This is a genomic window from Streptomyces formicae (genome assembly GCF_002556545.1).
Lineage (GTDB): Bacteria > Actinomycetota > Actinomycetes > Streptomycetales > Streptomycetaceae > Streptomyces > Streptomyces formicae_A.
Genome location: NZ_CP022685.1, coordinates 1,964,655 through 1,981,043, shown reverse-complemented (window position 1 = coordinate 1,981,043; position 16,389 = coordinate 1,964,655). Strand labels below are relative to the sequence as shown.

Here is a 16,389-nt window from a genome sequence, read left to right as displayed (position 1 = left end):
CATGAACGCCTTCACCTCCCTGATGGACGGCTTCGGCACCGCCCTCACCCCGATCAACCTCCTGTGGGCCGCGATCGGCGTCCTCCTCGGCACCGCGATCGGCGTCCTGCCCGGCATCGGCCCCGCGATGGCGGTGGCCCTGCTGCTCCCGGTGACGTACGGACTCGAACCCACCGGCGCGTTCATCATGTTCGCCGGCATCTACTACGGAGCGATGTTCGGCGGCTCCACGACCTCCATCCTGCTCAATACGCCAGGGGAGAGCGCGGCCGTCGTCGCCGCCATGGAAGGCCATCCCATGGCCAAGTCGGGGCGCGGCGCACAGGCGCTCGCCGCCGCGGCCATCGGGCACTTCGCGGGCGGCATGATCGGCACGCTCCTCCTGGTCGCGCTCGCGCCGACCGTCGCCGACCTCGCCGTGGACATCGGCGCGCCCGACTACTTCGCCATCATGGTGCTCGCCTTCATCGCGGTCACCTCCGTGCTCGGCTCCTCCCGCGTCCGAGGGCTCGCCTCGCTCCTGATCGGCCTGACCATCGGCCTGGTCGGACTCGACCAGATGACCGGACAGCAGCGGCTCACCTTCGGCTCGCTCCAACTCGCCGACGGCATCGACGTGGTGATCGTCGCGGTCGGCCTCTTCGCGATCGGCGAGGCCCTGTGGGTCGCCGCCCACCTGCGCCGCTCCGGCGCCGAGGCGATCCCCGTCGGCCGCCCCTGGCTCGGCAGGAAGGACGTCAAGCGCACCTGGAAGTCCTGGCTGCGCGGCCCCCTCATCGGCTTCCCCTTCGGCGCGATCCCTGCGGGCGGCGCGGAGATCCCGACCTTCCTCTCCTACGTCACGGAGAAGCGCCTGTCCCCGCACAAGGACGAGTTCGGCAAGGGCGCCATCGAAGGCGTCGCGGGCCCCGAGTCCGCGGCCTCCGCGTCGGCGGCGGGCACCCTCGTCTCCATGCTGACGCTCGGCCTGCCCACCACGGCCGTCGCGGCCGTGATGCTCGCCGCGTTCCAGCAGTACGGCATCCAGCCGGGACCGCTGCTCTTCGAACGCGAACCCGACCTGGTCTGGGGCCTGATCGCGTCCCTGTTCGTCGGCATGGTGCTGCTGCTCGCCCTCAACCTGCCGCTCGCCCCGGTCTGGGCGAAGCTCCTGCGCATCCCCAGGCCCTACCTCTACGCGGGCATCCTGTTCTTCGCGGCCGTCGGCGCCTACGCCGTCGGCGGTGAGCCGCTCGACCTCGTCATCCTGCTGGTCATCGGCCTGATCGGCTTCGGCATGCGGCGCTACGGACTGCCGATCCTGCCCGCCGTCATCGGCGTCATCCTCGGCCCGAACGCCGAGCAACAGCTGCGCCGCGCCCTGCAGATCAGCGACGGCAGCGTGCGCGGCCTCGTCGACACACCGTTCTCCGTGACGGTCTATGGCCTCATCGTCCTGATCGTGGCGTGGCCCTTGGTGAAGAAGGCGGTGGTGCGGGCGCGCCGACGTGGCGTAGACGTAGAGGCATGACCGACGACATCCGCCTCGCCACCGCCGCCGACGTACCCGCCGTGCGGGCGGTGACCGACGCGGCGTACCACCACTACATCGAGCGGATCGGGGTGGTGCCCGCGCCGATGGAGGCCGACCACGCCGCGGACGTGGCGGCGGGGCGGGTGTACGTCACAGGGGACCCGGTGACCGGCCTCCTGGTGCTCGTCCCCCGGCCGTACGAGGGCCGTCTCCTCCTGGAGTCGATCGCGGTCCACCCCGATGCCGCGGGGCAGGGGGTGGGCCGACGACTGCTCGCCTTCGTGGAGGCACACGCGCGTGCGCTCGGCTTCATCGAAGTCACGCTCTACACCAACGCGTTGATGTGGGAGAACCAGAAGATCTATCCCCGGTACGGGTACGAGGTCGTGGAGCGGCGCGTGGACGGTCCCTACGACCGGGTGCACTACCGCAAGCGACTGCCGCGGCCGTCCGGGGAGTCCGGGGACTGAGGCCACCCGCCGGGCTCAGCCGTCCGGCCACCAGGTGCGCTGGATGTCCTTGCGGACCTCCGGCCTCTCATGCGGCCGGGACTCGGCCTCCTGACGCTCCCGCACTCGGCGGGTGACGGGTCGGCCAACGGGCTTGTGCGTGGTCACTCGGCGCATGGCTGCCTCCCTCTCCCTATCCGATGTCCATTTCCGAGGTGGCGTAGACCTCCATGGACACGCTTTTCTGATTTGTCAGTGGCGAGTGCCACGATCGGGACATGACGAGCAACGAGGGTCCCGGAGCCATCGATTGGGACGCGGCCGCGGCCACGTTCGACGACGAGCCGGACCACGGCCTGCGCGACGGGGACGTGCGGGCGGCCTGGGCCGAGCGGCTGCGGGAGTGGCTGCCGAGGACACCCGGCGAGGTGCTCGACCTCGGCTGCGGCACCGGCAGCCTCGCCCTGCTCGCCGCCGAGCAGGGCCACCGCGTCACGGGAGTCGACCGCGCGCCGGGGATGGTGGCCAGGGCCCGCGAGAAGCTGGCGGGCCACACCGCCGACGTGCTGCTCGGCGACGCGAGCCTGCCACCGGTCGGCGACCGGTGGTTCGACGCGGTCGTCGCCCGCCACGTCCTGTGGACGCTCCCCGACCCGGAGGCGGCCCTGCGCCACTGGCGCACGCTGCTGCGCCCCGGCGGCCGTCTGATCCTGATCGAGGGCGTCTGGGGCACGGTGAGCCCCGTCGGACTCCCGATGTCGCGACTGGTGCGGGCCCTCACCCCGCTCGTCCCGCGCCTGCACTCCGAGCGCCTCTCGGGGGACGCGCGGCTGTGGGGCGGTCCTGTGGACGATGAGCGCTACGCCCTGGTGGCCTCCCTGCCGACCGCGCCGCCCCGCCACCGGGAGGTCGTCGACGTCCACCTGATCCTGCTCAGGGGCGACGAGGTCCTCCTCTCCAGACGGGCCAATACCGGCTACGGGGACGGCTTGTGGCACCTCCCCTCGGGACACGTGGAGGACGGCGAGGACGTCCGCGCGGCACTGCTCCGCGAGACCCGCGAGGAGATCGCCGTCGACCTGGCCCCCCAGGACGTCCGGGTGGAACTGGTCATGCAGCACAGGGGCCCTGCGGGCGCGCCGAGGACGGGCTGGTTCTTCGCGGCGGAGCATCGGTCGGAGCGTGCCCCGGTCAACGCCGAGCCGGACAAGTGCGCGGAGCTCGCCTGGCATCCGCTGGGCGCGTTGCCCGAGGACATGGTGGCGTACTGCCGCGCGGGCCTCGCGGCCTGGCGGGCGGGCGAGCGGTTCGTCCTGCACTGGCAGCACGACGCGGAGAGCGTCGCGTACGACGAGGGGCGCACCGCCGCGCCGGTCCCGCTGGCCCCCGCGCGGGCGGGCGGAGTCCACCACGTGGAGCTGTGGGTGCCCGACCTCGCGGCGGCGGAGGTCTCCTGGGGGTGGCTGCTCGGCGCGCTGGGCCACGTCCCGTACCAGCGCTGGGAGCACGGCCGCAGCTGGCGGCGCGAGGGCACCTACGTCGTGCTGGAACACTCGCCGGACCTGCGGCCGGGCCGCCACGACCGGCGGCGGGCAGGACTGAACCACCTCGCGTTCCACGTGGCGGACCGAGACCACCTCGACCGGCTGGTGGCCGCCGCGCCCGGCCGGGGCTGGACCCTGCTCTTCCCGGAACGCCATCCGCACGCGGGCGGCGAAGGGCAGTACGCGGCCTACCTGGAGGACGGGCAGGGCTATGAGGTCGAGCTGGTCGCGGAGTAGCCCGACGGCCCGGATCCGGACCCGGTCAGAGCGTGCCGAAGCCCTCCGCGCGGGCCAGGGCCTCCAGGTCGTCCAGGGCCCGCACCGCCGCCTCGGCCGCCGCCGGATCCGTGGTGGCGAGGCCGCTCTCCGCGAACTCGTCCTCGTCCAGGCGCAGGATCGTGGCGCCGTCCGCGGAGACCCACAGGTCCAGGTCCAGGTCCTCCACCGTGAGGGTGTCGCCGGTGCGGACCGTGGGGCGGGTGACGTCGCAGTACCAGCCCTTGAGGGTGCCGTCCGCGGCGTACACCTCCTTGATCGCGTACCAGCGGTCGCGCCAGTAGTGCTCGGTGAAGACGTCGCCGGGCTCGAAGCGCACGAAGCCGAAGTCGCGGACGTGCGGGGCCGCCCAGGGCGCCCGGACGGTGAGCTTGGTGCCGTCGTCGGCCAGGAGCTCCGCCGGGTAGCGGATCTTGGTGCGGCCCGCCTTGACCAGGGCCACCCGCACGGTCGCGTGGCGTGCCTCAGCCGAGGTCCCTGACATGGCGCACCTCCGTCCCGCAGATCTCGTACCCGAACCACTCGTTGATCGCCAGCATCGGCTCGTTGCCCGCGTCGTTGCCGGTGAACGCCTCCGTGCAGCCCGCCTCCCTCGCGCGGTGCAGGGAGTCGTTCTTGGCGAGCTTGGCCAGGCCCTTGCCCCGGTGGGCGCGCGCCGTGCCGGTCATGCCGGACGCGTAGCGGCCCGCGCCGTCGGTGCGGGCCAGGCTGAACGCCGCGGGACGTCCTTCGACCAGGGCCACCGTGGTGAGCTCGCGGCTCACCAGCGGGTGGTGCCAGGTCTCGGCGAGCCAGTGCGCGTAGTCCGTGAACTCCGCGGCGATGTCGCCCGGTTCGTCCGCGACCGTCTCCGCGTCCAGGTCGAACAGCGGCCGCGCGTCGTCCGCGAACACCGAACCGCTGACCAGCTCGACCCCGGCGGGCGGCCCCTGACGGGGCGGCAGCGTGCCGTGTGCCAGGTCCAGGCGCAGGAAGTGCGCGGACCGGCTCGCCCGGTAGCCGTGGCGGTCGGCGAAGGCGAGGTTCGCGGGGTCGTCCATCACCCACGAGTAGACGGTGGTCGTGCCCTCGCCCGCCAGGTACTCCTCCGCCGTGCGCAGGAGCAGCGTCCCCGCGCCCGCGCCGCGCCGGTCCGGGTGGACGTAGACGTTGGCGTAGCCCTGCCCGGGCTCCGGGCTGTCGTACGCCAGGCCCACCTGCGCCGTGCCGATGATCTCGCCGTCCACCTCGGCGATCAACTGCCGGTAGCCGGAGTCGGGATGGGCGTGCGCGCGGTCGAAGGCGACCGACTCGGGAGTGGCGAGCATGGCGGGCACGGCGGCCCGGCGCACGGCGGCGAAACCCGCGGCGTCCCCCGGGAGATCGGGACTCAGGGTTCGGACGATCACTGTCATGGAGCCGCACGGTACGCGCGGTGTGCGCCGGGGTGCCTCCCATTTTCCGCGCGTGCGGGACAATCGGTCCGTGACTGTGAAGATCGACATCGACGGGGGCGCGAGCGACGCGCCGTACGAGCAGGTGCGGGCCCAGATCGCCGGGCAGGCGAGGTCGGGGGCGCTGCCCGTCGGCTACAAGCTGCCGACGGTGCGGGGGCTCGCGGAGTCGCTGGGGCTCGCGGCGAACACGGTGGCGAAGGCGTATCGGGCGCTCGAGGCGGACGGGGTGATCGAGACGCGGGGGCGGAACGGGACGTTCGTCGCTGCGGCGGGGGAGGGGGCGGTGCGGGAGGCGTCTGCCGCGGCGCAGTCGTACGCCGAGCGCGTCCGACGCCTCGGGCTCTCCGAGGCCGACGCGCTCGCCGCGGCGCGGGACGCACTGCGTGCGGCCTACGGGGCTTCTGGCTGAGGCGCCCCGTAAGGGGCGCGGGGAACTGCGCGACCAGCCCGGACGCGGCCGCGGATGCCCACTGCGAGGTGCTCCCTGCCACGGAAAGCGGTACTCGGCACCGGGGGTTGTGCCCACCCGTTCCGCCGTGCGGAACGCCTGCCCACAACAGGGGGCGCCTGCCCGCGATGGGCGCTACAGGTACAGGCCCCCGTCCGCCCCCTCCCGTTGGTCCGGGACCGACGTCGGGGTCGTGCCGCGCCGCAAGGCGAAGAGTTCGGCGAGGGTCGCGCCCTCGCGGGAGAGACCCTCCTCCGTGCCGAGCCACTCCACCGACTCGGTCCGGGTCAGCGGCCCGACCTCGATGCGGGCCAGGCAGCGGCCGGGACGGACGACGGCGGGATGCAGCCGCTCCAGGTCCTCGTTGGTCGTGACGCCCACGAGGACGTTGCGCCCCTGCCCGAGGAGCCCGTCCGTGAGGTTGAGCAGCCGCGAGAGAGCCTGCCCCGCCGTGTGCTTCGCCTCGCCGCGGATCAGCTCGTCGCAGTCCTCGAGGAGCAGCAGCCGCCACCGCCCCTTCGCCGTGCCGTCGTCCTCGCCGATCGCGATGTCCATCAGGTAGCCGACGTCGGAGAACAGGCGCTCCGGGTCCAGGACGCAGTCCACCTGGCACCAGTCGCGCCAGGAGCGCGCGAGCGTCCGCAGCGCCGTCGTCTTGCCCGTGCCCGGCGGGCCGTGCAGCAGCAGGAGGCGGCCCGCGATGTCCTCGGGCGTGGTCTTCATCAGCTTGTCCATGGCCTCGGCGACCGGCGCCGTGTAGTTGGGCCTGACCTCGTCCCACGTGCCGGCCGAGATCTGCCGCGTCGTACGGTGCGGGCCGCGCCGGGGGGAGACGTACCAGAAGCCCATGGTGACGTTCTCCGGCTGCGGCTCCGGCTCGTCCTGTGCGCCGTCCGTGGCCTGCCCGAGGACCTTCTGGGCCAGATCGGCGGTGGTCGCCGTCACTGTGACGTCCGCGCCCCGGTTCCAGCGGGAGATCAGCAGCGTCCAGCCGTCCCCCTCGGCGAGCGTCGCGCTGCGGTCGTCGTCGCGGGCGGCCCGCAGCACCGTCGCCCCCGGCGGAAGCAGCGTGGAACCGGACTTGACGCGGTCGATGTTGGCGCTGTGCGAGAAGGGCTGCTCGCCCGTGGCGAAGCGGCCGAGGAAGAGGGCGTCCACGACATCCGACGGGGAGTCGCTGTCGTCGACGTTGAGCCGGATCGGCAGGGTGTCCTGAGGGTTCGCAGACATGCCGCCATGATCCGGCACGCACGCGTGCTTGTGCATCCGGTTTCCGTAGTGAGTCCCTTGTGTCCCGGTCCGGGCGTTGTTACACAGTGGTGGTCCGGAACGCGCCCCACCGCCAACTCACCCCGATACCCTTGCCCTTGATGGCACGCCATGGGTGGAATTCGGACGCGTTGCGGTGGCGGCTCACCGCACTGATCGGCGTAGCTCTGGCCGCGCTGGCCCTGGTGGTCACCCTGCTCGACACGTTCCCCGGGGACGGGGCGGGCACGCGCGGCACCACCCGTGACGGGGACAAGGTGCACGGCACGCCCGCCGTCCCGCCCGGCGACGCGAGCGCCGAGGTCGGCTGGGGCTTCACCCACACCCAGTACAGCGCGGACGAGGGCGACGCGCGCGCCACGGACCGCGTACGGAAGGAACTCGCGGACCAGGGGCGGCCGATCCCGCAGATCCAGCACATCATGGGCTGGGGCGCGGGCAATCCGGAGCCGGTGCAGGGCCGCTACGACTTCTCCGAGATGGACCGCAGGGTGGACTTCGTCCGGGGGACCGACGGCACGCCCGTGGTCACCCTGTGCTGCGCACCCGACTGGATGAAGGGCGGCAAGCCCGGCGCGGACAACACCGACTGGAGCCAGCAGTCCCTGGAGACGGCCCCGGAGCGCGCGCACTACAAGGACTTCGCACGGCTCGCGGCCACCGTCGCCAAGCGCTACCCGGACGTACGCCACTTCATCGTGTGGAACGAGTTCAAGGGCTTCTGGAACAACGAGCGGGGCCGCTGGGACTACGAGGGGTACACGGAGCTCTACAACCTCGTCTACAAGGAGCTCAAGAAGGTCAACAAGGACATCATGGTCGGCGGTCCCTACGTGGTGATGGACAGCTTCGACCCGCGTCAGAGCGAGGGCACGTCGACGACGGTCAAGGGTCCCTGGGGCCGCATGGACCAGCGGGCCCTCGACGCCTTCGACTACTGGAACAAGCACAAGGCGGGCGCGGACTTCGTCGTCGTCGACGGCTCCAGCTACACCGAGGACGACGAGATGCTCCCCGACGAGTTCCGGGCCACCGACAAGCTCACGGCCGTCAGCGAATGGGTGCGGGCGCGGACCGGTGACCTGCCGCTGTGGTGGGCCGAGTACTACGTGGAGCCCGGCGACAGCCAGGACGACCGCGACGACTGGACCGAGGACCACCGCGTCGCCGTGCAGGCATCGGGCCTGATGGCGATGGCCCGCGGCGGCGCCACCAGCGGCTTCTACTGGAACCCGCAGAAGCGGGGCGAGAAGTGCGCGGGCTGTCTGTGGACCGCCACGCAACTGGACGACGGCGGAGCCGAGTTGCCCATGCTCGGGCTCATCGAGCGGTTCGGCAAGGAGTTCGGGCCCGGCACGACGTACGAGAAGGTCTCCGTCGCCGCCGACGACCGGCCGAACGTACGCGTCATCGCCGACCGCGACGTGGCCCTGGTGGTGAACACCCTGGACCGCCCGATCAGCGCGAAGGTGGACGGGCAGCGGTTCGCGATGAAGGGGTACGAGGTGAAGTGGCTGAAGCGGTAGGGCACCCCGCGCGGCCCTCCTGCCTCACGCCATCGTCACGAACCGTTGGATCAGCGCGGCGACGAGCACCGCGAGCAGCGGCAGCGAGAACCAGAAGCTGCTCTGCAGCCGCCGCTGCTGCCGCACGCTCGGCGCGGTGGCGACCCGCACCACCTCGCGCGCCGCGAGGAGCAGCACCAGCGCGATCGCGGCGAGCGCGCCCACCACCGACCAGGGCGTCCAGGTCACCTGCGGACCGATCGGTCCCGGGGCGGCCGCGGGGACCTTCCCGTCCGGCTGGTCGCGCAGCGCGTAGATCGTCGCGTCGTCGTTGGTGAAGACCTTCTCGAGCTCCTGGCGGTCGTCGAGGTTGTGCAGGAGCCGCGGCTCCCACGTCCTCGCGTAGCCCGCGTCCAGCTGGAGGTAGACCGACTGGCTGCGGTTGATCATGAGATACGACTGGGGTCCCGCGTCCTTGAGCGCCTTCACCAGGCCGGACACCAGGACCGGATCGGTGGGCGCGAGCGTCGGGACGTACTCGACCTTCTCCATGTCACGGGTGCCCCACGGCATCGCGGGCGTCACGTTGTTGACCGTGTCGTCGCTCATCCAGAGCAGCCGTACCGTCGGGTCGTCGTGCGCGTACACGTACTCCATGGCGCTGACCTCGCCGGGCCTGATCCGTTCGAAGGACTCGTTGCCCCAGCGGGACACCAGGAAGCCGCCCATCAGGACGAGCCCCGCCATCAGCGCGGCGAGCGGCGCGAGGCTCACCCGGTCGCGGTCCCGCTCCTCCAGGGTCAGGCCCGCGCGCGGGAACAGCGCGAGGCCCGCGAGCAGACACGCGCCGGGCAGCGCGAACATGAAGACGCGCAGCGCCATCTCGCCGCCGTACGACTGCATGCCGAAGCCCAGGAACGGCACGAAGGTGAGGACGAGCAGGGAGCGCTCGGTGTACTTGTAGGAGCGCCGCCGCCACCAGCCCCAGCAGCCGAGGGCCAGGACGGTGCCCGCCATCGCCACGCGCGCGTAGAGCACGAGTTGGTGCGTCGAGCTGCCGCCCTCGATGCGCCCGGAGACGGACGAGGACACGTTGCCGCCGACGCCGCCGACCCCGCCGAACAGCTCGTCGAAGTGTCCCGACCAGTACGGCTCGGCGAGGAAGCCCAGCCACACCGCGACGAAGACCCCGAACAGGAGGGGCAGCCCGCGCAGTTCGGAGCGGCCGAACACGACGAGGGCGGTGAGCACGCCGAGCATCACGAACGGCGTGAGCTGGTGCGCGGGGACCGTCGCGGCGAACAGGCCGACGAGGATCAGGAGCAGGATCGCGCGCTCCTTGCGGCCCGTCGGCTCGACCTCGTTCTCGCCGGGCCGCCGCTTGGCCCACAGCACGCGCGGCGCCCGGAACCACACCAGGAGGATCGCGACGAAGGAGAGGTAGAGCAGATACGTGAAGCCCTGCGGCGAGAAGTAGTCCTGGCCGACCCAGCCGCTCAGGACGAAGATCCACAGTCCCGCCCACTTGGCGCGCCAGGCGGCCCGCAGGGAGCGCACGAGCAGGAACATCGGCGCCAGATAGAGCAGTTGCATGGCCAGCGGCCACCAGCGGATCACCTCGGTCATGTCCGAGACGCCGCACGCCCGCGCGACGAAGGTGGCCGCGGCGAAGAACCCCGGCCAGCTCCAGCGCGCGTCCAGGTCGGGCACCGCGGACCCGGTCCTGTCGATGTACTCCATGAAGCCGAGGTGCTGCCAGGCCGTGGCGAACCGGGGCTCGGTCTCGATGACCGCGGGCAGCGCGTGCAGCGACACCACCGTGGCGAGCAGGGTGACCAGGAGCAGGCCCTTGATCGGCTTGTCCATCCAGAGCAGCGCGGCGAACACGATGACCAGGAGGGCGGCACCGGCCAGGGTCGGCGTCGGCAGGACGGAGATCAGGCCGAGCCCGCCCATGCCGTCCAGGTCGGCCTCGCCGAGGCCGAACACCGGCAGCCAGTACAGGGCGAGCGCGACGGCCAGGAGCAGCGCCATGACGAGGACGCGGCGGCGCGGGGTCTTCTCGGGGGCGTCGGGCTCTTCGGGCAACGGCTCCTCGGGCAGCGGCACTTCACTGACGGCGCCGTCGGGACCGTAGGGGCCGGGCGGCGCCTCAGGAGGCGCCTCGGGTTCGGGCTTCTCCACCGGAGCCGACGGCGCCGACTTCACCGAGGAGGACGGACCGGGAGCGGGGGTTCTCAGCGCCCACGTGGGCCGGTGGTCCATGTCGTCCCCCTCGCTCGGCGCCACGGGCCGTACGTCGGGCCTGCGCTCCTGGTGTTCGAAGTCGACCTGCACGGCGAGGTGCAGGGTGTCGGAGTCGAGGGACTCGCGCAGCGCCCACGCGGGCCCGTGCCGCTCCGTGGCCTGGACGCCCGCGCCTCGCGCCCGCACCCGCTCGGCGGGCGCGTCCGGCGTGCCCAGGTCGGCCAAGTCGCCGTCGGGTGCCGTGCCGTCGGCGGTCGCCGCCACGGGGACAGTACGCGTCACGCGGTACAGCTTCGGCGCGGCGATCGCCACGATCACCGCGAGGCTGGAGATCTCCGCGACGCCCGCGCCCGTCAGGCCCATGCGCGGCAGCAGGAGCAGCGTGAGGCCGAGCACCATGACGCACAACAGGCCCTGCAGCCAGGCGATCCCCGAGGTCTTGCTCTGGGCGCGCTGCACCGCGAAGTACGTCTCCATGACGACCCTCAGGAGCGCGCCCACCGCGAACCAGCGCAGCAGCGGGGTCGCGGCCTCCGCGTATCCCTGGCCGAACATGCTGAGTACGAGGGGCGCCGCGAGGAAGAGGGTCCCGCACACCGGCAGCATGATCATCGCCATCCGGCGCAGCGCGGAGCGGGTGTTGGCGGCGAGCAGCGCCGGGTCGTGCGCGCCCTCGACGGTGAGGGAGGCGCCCATGTTGATGGCGAGCAGGTTGATGGTGCCGCCGATGGTGGTGGTGATGTAGAAGTACGCGTTGTCCACCGAGCTGACCTGCGAGGCGACGATCACCGGGACGAGGTAGACGACGGCGAGCGAGAAGAGCGAGCCGGTGTAGTCACCGGCCAGGAAGCGGCCGATCTCGCGCAGCGTCGGCGGGCGCGTCTTGCCCTCGGTGGCCTGCACGTGGCGCGGTACCAGGCGCCGGAAGACCAGCCAGCCGAGCGGGACCACCGAGACGAGGATCGAGGCGACCCAGGAGACGAAGACGCCCGCCGTGGGGATCGCGGCGGCGATCGCGATGAGCAGGCCGAGCTTGGCGACGGAGAAGACGGTGTTGCCGACGGGCACCCACAGCGCGTTGCGCAGGCCCGTCAGGACGCCGTCCTGGAGGGTGAGCAGCGACCAGGCGACGACGGCGAGGACGAAGCCGATGCCGTGCACGGGGCCGTGCAGGAAGCGGTAGGAGGGGCCCCAGAGGTCGAGCGTCAGCAGGAAGACCGCGGCGGCCAGCGCCACGGCCGCCGAACTCCCCGCGTACGTACGGAAGATGAGCCTGCCCGTGGCGCGGCCCGCGATGGGGATGAAGCGCACCAGGGCGCCCGTCAGCGTCAGGGCGGTGAGGCCCGCGAGGAGCTTCATCGCCGCGATCGCCGCCGAGCCCTGGCCGACCGCCGACTCCGAGTAGTACCGGGCGGCGGCCAGCCAGAAGCCGACGCCGAGCACGCCGGAGATGCCCGTGTTCAGCATCAGCGCGTAGGCGTTGCGGAACAGCGGGCTGCCGCCGTCGCCCCGCCCCGGCAGGCGCAGCCTGCGGGGCCTGCCGGACTTGCCGGTCGGCCGCCGCGCCGAAGTGCTCGCGCAGCCGGCGACGTCGGCCTGGGCGGTGGTCGTGTCAGACACGGGAACGGATGGCCTTCCGGCGGACCTGTCGGGCTCGGCGGACCACGGCGTACCCCTTGGTGAGGGCGTGGTCCCTGGCGAAGTTCCGGTGGATCGCGCGGCCCTCGACGAGCCGCTCGAACTCCTCGGTCGCGGTGCTGCGGCGCACCGTGACCCGGCGCAGGGCGTAGGGCCCCTGGGCGCGCCGGGCGAGGGAGTTGCCGACGGCGAGGGACTGGGCGTACCCCGTCTCCCGCACGCGTTCGCGCACCCGGCGGCTGGAGTAGCCGTACGGGAACGCGAGGGAGCGCGGCCGGGTGCCCAGCTCGTCGGTGATGATGTCCCGGCAGGACCGCAGCTCGAACCTGAGCCCCTCGTCGGACAGCTGGTCGAGTTCGGGGTGGGTGTGGCTGTGACCCCCTATCTCGGCGCCCGTCGCGGCGAGTTCGCGCACCTGGTCCCAGTCGAGCATGCGGTCGAGGCCGCCCCCGGTGTCGTACTTCCCGCGCAGCCAGCCCGTGGCGACGAAGACCGTGGAGGCGAAGCCGTGCTTGGCGAGCACGGGCAGCGCGTACCGGTGCACGCCCTCGTAGCCGTCGTCGAAGGTGATCAGGACCGGGCGGTCGGGCAGCGTGCCGCCCGCCGCGCGCCAGGCGGTGGCCAGCTGGTCGGTGGTGAGCGGTGTGAACCCCCGCTCGCCGAGCACCTCCATCTGGCGTGCGAAGGCCTCGGGCGACACCGACAGGTCGTGCGTCGCCTCGTTCGGCACGTGCGCCACCGAGTGGTACATCAGTATCGGCACGGGTCTCTCACTCATGCCGGGCCCCCTCGCCGCCCGTGTCGTCGCCGATCTCCGCCACGGAGAACGTGGCGCCCGCCCTGCGCGCGCGGACGCTCCCGATGACGTACCCGCCCGCCGCGGCGAACACGCCCGTCACGATGGCGCCCGCGCGGGCCGCGCCGCCGGGCCGCCCGAGCACGGCGTCCCGCAGGCCGCGGACGACCCCGGCGGGCAGCACGCGCGTGGTGTAGCGCCGCTCCGACTCCAGGCCCTTGCCGGAGCCGACGCTGCGCGACACCAGGGCCTTGGAGAGGCCCTCGGCGTACGACCGGCTGCGGAAGTAGGGGAACCGCTCCCGCGCGGCGGGCACCCGGTGGTGGATCACCGCGCGGTCGTCCATCAGGAGCACCGCGTCCGGTCTTGCGCGGGTGAGGCGGATGCAGAACTCGGTCTCCTCGCAGCCCAGCGGCCGCTTGTCGCCGTCGCGTCCGATGCCGGTCGCGAAGCCGCCCGCCACCTCGAAGGCGGCACGCCGGAACGCGGCGTTGCCGCCGAGGACGTTGCGCACGCGCACCCGTCCCGCGGGGTGCCCCTTGTACATGCAGCCGACCACCCAGTCGAACTCCTCGGGGAACCAGACGGGCCGCCGCCCGGAGTCCCAGGCGGGCAGGGTGCGGCCGCCGACGGCGAGGACGTCCGGGTCCTCGAACCCCTCGGCGAAGCGCCGCAGCCAGTCCCGCTCGGCGACGGCGTCGTCGTCGAGGAAGGCGATGACGGCGCCCCGGGACGCGGCGATGCCGGTGTTGCGGCCCGCGGAGAGGCCGCGGGGGCCCGCGTTGGCGAGCACCCGCACCCCCTCGGTCTCCTTGTACTCCTTGGTGAGCCGGTCAAGGAGCACGGTGTTGTGGTCGACCACGAGAAGGGTCTCCAGGGCCGTCAGTGACTGCGCGCGCACCGAGGCGACCGCCGCGAGGATGTCCTCCCAGCGGTCCTCGGTGTACACGCAGATGACGACGGAGAGCTCCGCGCTCAAGACGCCTCTCCCTGGCCCTCGCGGAAGGGGAGCCCACGCGAACGCACCCGCTGCGTACGGCGGTTGGAGCGTTCGGCGAGGATCACCTTCAGTACCCGGATGCCGTCCCTGACGGCTCTGAGGTTGCTGGCGCCGTGGATGCGCAGGTACTCGTGGCTGGGGATCTCCTGGACCTTGAGTCCGGCCTTGACGACCCGGATGTTCATCAGGGTCTCGACCTCGAAGCCGGTGCAGTCGAGCTCGATCTTGTCGAGGCAGTGCCGCCAGAAGGCGTTGTAGCCGTAGCACAGGTCGGTGTATCTGGCGCCGAACTTGGCGTTCACGACCGAGCACAGGACGTGGTTGCCGAGCTTGCGGATGGGCGTCATGTCGTCCGTGCCGCCGCCGTTGGCGAACCGCGAGCCCTTGGCGAAGTCCGCTCCCGAGACGAGGGCGGAGACGTAGGAGACGATCTCGCCGCCGTCGGCCGAGCCGTCGGCGTCGACCATCACGATGATGTCGCCCGTGCACGCGGCGAAGCCGGTGATCAGGGCGTCGCCCTTGCCCTTGCCGAGCTGGCGGACGACCTTCACGTCCGGCCACAGCTCGCGGGCGACGGCCACCGTGTCGTCGGTGGAGTTGCCGTCCACGAGGACGACCTCGTGGATCCACTCGGGCAGCGTCTTGAAGACGTACGGAAGGTTCTCCGCCTCGTTCATCGCGGGTATGACGACGCTGACCGGCGGCGTGATCGCCAAGTGTGTGGAGATCGGGCGGTAGTTCCTGGAGATCTCGTTTAACGGATCTTCTTGTCCGGCGTCCGCCGGGCGCACGAAAGAAGTCATGAGTCTGGTGGTCCCTCTCGTCCGGTGGACCGCCCGCCCCCGGGCGGTCCGGTAATTGATCCGGTTCGAAAGGGGGGTTCTCACGTGAACATGACGAAATAGATCTCCGTACATGCCGAGTGAGCTGGCATTTCGCGGGACGTGACCCGGTTGAAGAGCGATTACCGGGCACGGCACCCCCCTACCGCGCCCCGCACGGGCGCCATCGCGACCTTGAGCCCTCCCCTAGATCGCATTGCGTGATGGACCGTATGCGGGTGGATGTACGACGGTATTGACGATTGAGACTGTATGGCAAGACCTGGAACGTGGCCTCACGTTTTTGATGATTTGAGTAATCTATGCGGTCACATTCGGACGGCGCTATTCACGTCCCAGTGATCGAATTTTGCCCAATCTCTTGAGCAATTTGTCGGCGGGCTCGAAGAGTTCCGGTCGCGACACCACGGTGTTGCGCAGCGCCCGGACCGGAGCGCGGTGCGCCCGGTGTCCGAATGCCACGGGGTGGCGCAGCGCCACCCACCCCTCGGAGACGGCGAGTTCACGCGTCTTCAGGGAGTCCTTGTACGCCTTCTGGCCGCGTCCGAGATCGAGATACGCGATGCCGTCGGCGGCCGCCGCCTCGGCCATGTGCAGGTGCATCGTCATGCCCGGCGAATATCGCCCGTAGGCGGGGTCGTAGGCGGGGAACCAGTTGACGAGCACCCGTTCGGTCCGTAGCCCGAAGTGGGCGGCGACCGGCACGTCGGCCGCGTAGAGGACGGACAGGATCCCGGCGAACGAGTCGGACCTGGTGTGGAAGAGGCGGCGCACCAGCTGGCTGATCCAGGGGTGCGCGAAGCGGTCGCTGCGGCCCGTCCTGCGGTACTGGGCGGACTTCCAGCCCATCAGGGTGGCCAGGACCTCGGGGTCGCGCTCGTCGTGCACGTAGCGGACCTCGCCGTGGTCGCGGACGAGTCTTCGCTCCTTGGCCAGCGTGCGCCGGGCGAACTTGGACGCTCTTTCGTGCAGTTGGTCGAGGTAGGCGTCGAATCCCTGGTCGAGGTCCATGACGGGGGAGGGGAAGGTGCCGGACGCGCCCGTCACGAACGGCTCCTGACCGCCTGCCAGGTGATCGAACTCCCACACCGCGAGCCCGCAGGCCCGCAGCAGCTCCCGGGCGTCCCACAGATAGCCGGGCCGGTGCACCAGGCCCTGGCAGTCGGAGAGGCCCAGGCCGATGGCCCGGCCGACGCCGGTGATGGATCTCTGGAAGGGGAAGAACGCGGCGGGCTCGCCGTCCTCGCGCACCACGCCGATGAACACACCGCGTCTCGCCTGCCCCATCGCGAGCGTGAACTCCGGCGAGAGGAACGGATTGGCGAGCTCGGGCGAGCCGTTGAGGTGGGCCTTGGACTGGAGCGCGGTCCACGCCGCCCGATCGGCCGCGGTCAGTTCCCCGGGGCGGTGCACGGTGATGTCCACG

14 protein-coding genes are annotated in these 16,389 nt (G+C 71.7%); 5 read left to right on the top strand and 9 right to left on the bottom strand.

Translation table 11 applies throughout. The annotated features are described in order from the left end of the window. Window position 1 precedes the first annotated feature (1 nt). Window positions 2–1,510 (top strand): tripartite tricarboxylate transporter permease, encoded by a 1,509-nt coding sequence (locus KY5_RS08115; RefSeq protein ID WP_098241581.1) that lies wholly within the window; start codon window positions 2–4, stop codon window positions 1,508–1,510. After that, window positions 1,507–1,983: a GNAT family N-acetyltransferase gene (locus tag KY5_RS08110; RefSeq protein ID WP_098241580.1), complete on the top strand. Its 477-nt coding sequence runs from the start codon at window positions 1,507–1,509 to the stop codon at window positions 1,981–1,983. The genes KY5_RS08115 and KY5_RS08110 overlap by 4 nt, the downstream gene beginning before the upstream one ends. 15 nt (window positions 1,984–1,998) lie before the next feature. On the opposite strand, the gene KY5_RS42095 is transcribed toward KY5_RS08110, so the two are convergent. Continuing rightward, window positions 1,999–2,139, bottom strand: coding sequence for a hypothetical protein (locus KY5_RS42095; protein WP_098241579.1), 141 nt, complete (start codon window positions 2,137–2,139; stop codon window positions 1,999–2,001). Window positions 2,140–2,240: 101 nt separating this feature from the next. Between KY5_RS42095 and KY5_RS08100 the strand changes: the two genes are divergently transcribed. After that, window positions 2,241–3,743, top strand: coding sequence for a trifunctional class I SAM-dependent methyltransferase/NUDIX hydrolase/VOC family protein (locus KY5_RS08100; RefSeq protein WP_098241578.1), 1,503 nt, complete (start codon window positions 2,241–2,243; stop codon window positions 3,741–3,743). 25 nt (window positions 3,744–3,768) lie between these two features. Here KY5_RS08100 and KY5_RS08095 read toward each other — a convergent pair whose 3' ends face one another. Then, entirely contained in the window at window positions 3,769–4,266 is a 498-nt protein-coding gene (locus KY5_RS08095) for a DUF402 domain-containing protein (protein WP_098241577.1), read from the bottom strand. Beyond that, on the bottom strand, window positions 4,247–5,176 hold the full coding sequence (locus KY5_RS08090) for a GNAT family N-acetyltransferase (protein ID WP_098241576.1): 930 nt from the start codon (window positions 5,174–5,176) through the stop codon (window positions 4,247–4,249). Before KY5_RS08090 ends, KY5_RS08095 begins: the two co-directional genes overlap by 20 nt. Window positions 5,177–5,246: 70 nt before the next feature. Here KY5_RS08090 and KY5_RS08085 point away from each other — a divergent pair, with 70 nt between their 5' ends. Continuing rightward, window positions 5,247–5,627: a GntR family transcriptional regulator gene (locus tag KY5_RS08085; RefSeq protein ID WP_199842972.1), complete on the top strand. Its 381-nt coding sequence runs from the start codon at window positions 5,247–5,249 to the stop codon at window positions 5,625–5,627. Window positions 5,628–5,801: 174 nt separating this feature from the next. Here KY5_RS08085 and KY5_RS08080 read toward each other — a convergent pair whose 3' ends face one another. Next, window positions 5,802–6,896: a DUF5925 domain-containing protein gene (locus KY5_RS08080; protein ID WP_098247119.1), complete on the bottom strand. Its 1,095-nt coding sequence runs from the start codon at window positions 6,894–6,896 to the stop codon at window positions 5,802–5,804. Window positions 6,897–7,036: 140 nt separating this feature from the next. Here KY5_RS08080 and KY5_RS08075 point away from each other — a divergent pair, with 140 nt between their 5' ends. After that, window positions 7,037–8,461, top strand: coding sequence for a GH39 family glycosyl hydrolase (locus tag KY5_RS08075; RefSeq protein WP_098247118.1), 1,425 nt, complete (start codon window positions 7,037–7,039; stop codon window positions 8,459–8,461). Between the two features lie 24 nt (window positions 8,462–8,485). Here the strand turns inward: KY5_RS08075 and KY5_RS08070 are convergent, their stop codons facing one another. From KY5_RS08070 to KY5_RS08050, 5 genes are all read right to left on the bottom strand, one after another. Beyond that, window positions 8,486–12,307 carry a lipopolysaccharide biosynthesis protein gene (locus KY5_RS08070; RefSeq protein WP_098241574.1) on the bottom strand — a complete coding sequence of 1,274 codons (3,822 nt, stop codon included), beginning with the start codon at window positions 12,305–12,307 and terminating at the stop codon, window positions 8,486–8,488. Beyond that, the gene (locus KY5_RS08065; RefSeq protein WP_098241573.1) at window positions 12,300–13,103 is read right to left on the bottom strand and encodes a polysaccharide deacetylase family protein; all 804 of its coding nucleotides are present in this window, start codon (window positions 13,101–13,103) and stop codon (window positions 12,300–12,302) included. Before KY5_RS08065 ends, KY5_RS08070 begins: the two co-directional genes overlap by 8 nt. Beyond that, window positions 13,096–14,100 carry a glycosyltransferase family 2 protein gene (locus KY5_RS08060; RefSeq protein WP_098241572.1) on the bottom strand — a complete coding sequence of 335 codons (1,005 nt, stop codon included), beginning with the start codon at window positions 14,098–14,100 and terminating at the stop codon, window positions 13,096–13,098. Before KY5_RS08060 ends, KY5_RS08065 begins: the two co-directional genes overlap by 8 nt. After that, window positions 14,097–14,924: a glycosyltransferase family 2 protein gene (locus KY5_RS08055; protein ID WP_098241571.1), complete on the bottom strand. Its 828-nt coding sequence runs from the start codon at window positions 14,922–14,924 to the stop codon at window positions 14,097–14,099. The genes KY5_RS08060 and KY5_RS08055 overlap by 4 nt, the downstream gene beginning before the upstream one ends. A gap of 363 nt (window positions 14,925–15,287) precedes the next feature. Further along, complete coding sequence (locus KY5_RS08050; RefSeq protein ID WP_098241570.1) at window positions 15,288–16,388, bottom strand: GNAT family N-acetyltransferase; 1,101 nt, start codon at window positions 16,386–16,388, stop codon at window positions 15,288–15,290. Between the last annotated feature and the right edge of the window lies 1 nt (window position 16,389).